The organism is Streptomyces botrytidirepellens (assembly GCF_003721215.1).
GTDB lineage: Bacteria > Actinomycetota > Actinomycetes > Streptomycetales > Streptomycetaceae > Streptomyces > Streptomyces himastatinicus.
On the sequence record NZ_RIBZ01000507.1, the window covers coordinates 1 to 2,252 of the forward strand.

Sequence of the window (2,252 nt, forward strand, 5' to 3'; positions counted from 1 at the left end):
CGCCCGGCACCTTGCGTGCCGGGCGGCCGGTCTCATGAGGCGGCGGGCCCGGCACGGAAGGTGCCGGGCGGCTCAGGACGGCATGGCCAGTTCGAACCAGACGACCTTGCCCGTGGACAGCCGGGTCGCGCCCCACCGCCGGGCCATCCGGTTGACCAGGTACAGCCCGCGCCCGCCCTCGTCGGAGGGCCGGGCCTGGCGCAGCCGGGGCAGCTGCGGCACGTCGTCGCCGACCTCGCAGCGCAGCACGTCGGTGCGGAGCAGCCGCAGGGTGATGGGCCGCTCCGCGTAGCGCACGGCGTTGGTGACCACCTCGCTGACCAGCAGCTCCACCGCGTCCGTGAGGTCCTCCAGGTCCCAGCGGGCCAGCGCCCGGCGGGCCAGCCGGCGGGCCTGCCCGGCGGTCTGGGCCTTGGGGTCCAGGAACCAGTACGCGACGTCGCTGGGCGCGATGCCCTCGAAGCGGGCCGCGAGCAGCGCCACGTCGTCGTCGCGGTCGCCGGGCCCGAGCATGTCCAGCACCTCGTCGCACAGCGGCTCCAACGGCGGCGGGTTGGGGCCGGTGAGCCGGGCGGTGGCGGTCAGCCGCTCGCGCAGCTGCTCGATCCCGGTCCACACGTCGCGCATCCGCGACTCGACCAGGCCGTCGGTGTAGAGCATGAGGGTGGCCCCGGCGGGCGCGTCCAGCTCGACCGCCTCGAAGTCGACGCCGCCGACCCCGATCGGCGCCCCCGGCGGCACCCGCAGCACCTCGGCGCGGCCGCCGCGGTGCAGCAGCAGGGGCGGCGGGTGGCCCGCGTTGGCGACCACGATGCGGTGCGCGACGGGGTCGTAGACCGCGTACAGGCAGGTGGCCATGCGGTCGGTGCCGAGCCGCTGGGCCTGCTCGTCGAGGTGGTGCAGCACCTCCTGCGGCGGCAGGTCGAGCCCGGCCAGGGTCTGCGCGGTGGTGCGCAGCTGCCCCATGATCGCGGCCGAGGTCATGGAGTGGCCCATGACGTCGCCGACCACCAGCGCCACCCGGTTGCCGGGCAGCGGGATCGCGTCGTACCAGTCGCCGCCGACCCGCGCGGTCTCGGCCGCGGGCAGATAGCGGCTGGCCAGCCGGACGCCGGTGGGCTGGGGCAGCGAGTCGGGCAGCATGGTGCGCTGGAGCTCGTCCGCGATGTAGACCTCGCGCCCGTACAGCACCGCCTTGTCGACGCCGAGCGCGGTGTGGGTGGCCAGCTGGGCGGCGACCAGCAGATCGTCCGGCTCGAACGGCGGCCGGTCCGGGCGGCGTACGAAGACGGCGGCGCCGATGACCCGGCGGCGGCCGCGCAGCGGCGCCAGCACGGTGCGCTGACCGGTCGCCACCGACGGGCCGTCGCCGAGGAGTTCGGGCAGCGCGGCGCGGGCGGCCTGCGAGTCGCCGAACACCGGCCGCACCCCGCGCAGCACCTCGGCCAGCGGACCGCCCGCCACCACCTCGCACAGCTCGGCCGCGGGACCGCCGCCGACGGCGGGCGCCAGATCGGGCTGCGAGGACATCAGCGGCAGCCGTCCGCTCTCGGTGTCCGGGTCCAGCGGGATCCGGTCGGTGCGGCGCAGCCGCAGCACCACCGGGCCGACCGGGCGCTCGTCGCCGACCGGCAGCGGATCGCGCAGATAGACCAGGATCGCGTCGGCGAAGGTGGGCACGGTGGCCCGGCACAGGCCGAGCACGATCTCGTCGAGGTCGATGCCGCGCGCGATGCGCCGCGTCGCCGCCCCCACGAACCGCAGCCGGTCGCCGCTGCGGTCCCGCAGGGCGGCGGAGCCGTCGGCGCCGGGCGCGTTCGCGGGCGGTACGGCGGGCATCCCGCCCTCGGGGGTGGTGTACGCGACCTCACCGGCGGACGCGACGTCACCCGACGCCGCGTCCGGCCGCGCCGGGGCCGGGTGTTCGCCCGCCGCGGTGCTGGGGGCGTCGTCCCGGGCCCCGGGTCGGCGCGCCGCGCCTCTGGCGGCATTGCGGTCCGCGTCCCACACAGGCTCGCCCTCCGGTGTGCCGTGCTCCGGCTGCTCGCTGTGCGCCGTGTTCCGGGCTTGCGTCCCTCCACCGGCGCGCTTGGTCCCTCCGTCACCGCGCGGCGCGGCCTTCGCCGTACGGCGGCCGCGGCGCTGGGGCCGTGCTTCCCCCTCGGTCGACGTTCCGTCCGGCTCCGGGGCCGGGGCGTCGCCGGAGCCCGGGGCGGCCGCTGGGCCGTCCGCGGGGAATGCGGGACGCGGCC

General features: G+C 77.5%; 1 protein-coding gene. It reads right to left on the minus strand.

Annotation, left to right across the window (positions count from 1 at the left end):
- Positions 1–72 precede the first annotated feature (72 nt).
- The coding region (locus EEJ42_RS32095) for a SpoIIE family protein phosphatase (RefSeq protein WP_425472997.1) at positions 73–2,252 on the minus strand (2,180 nt) is incomplete at its 5' end.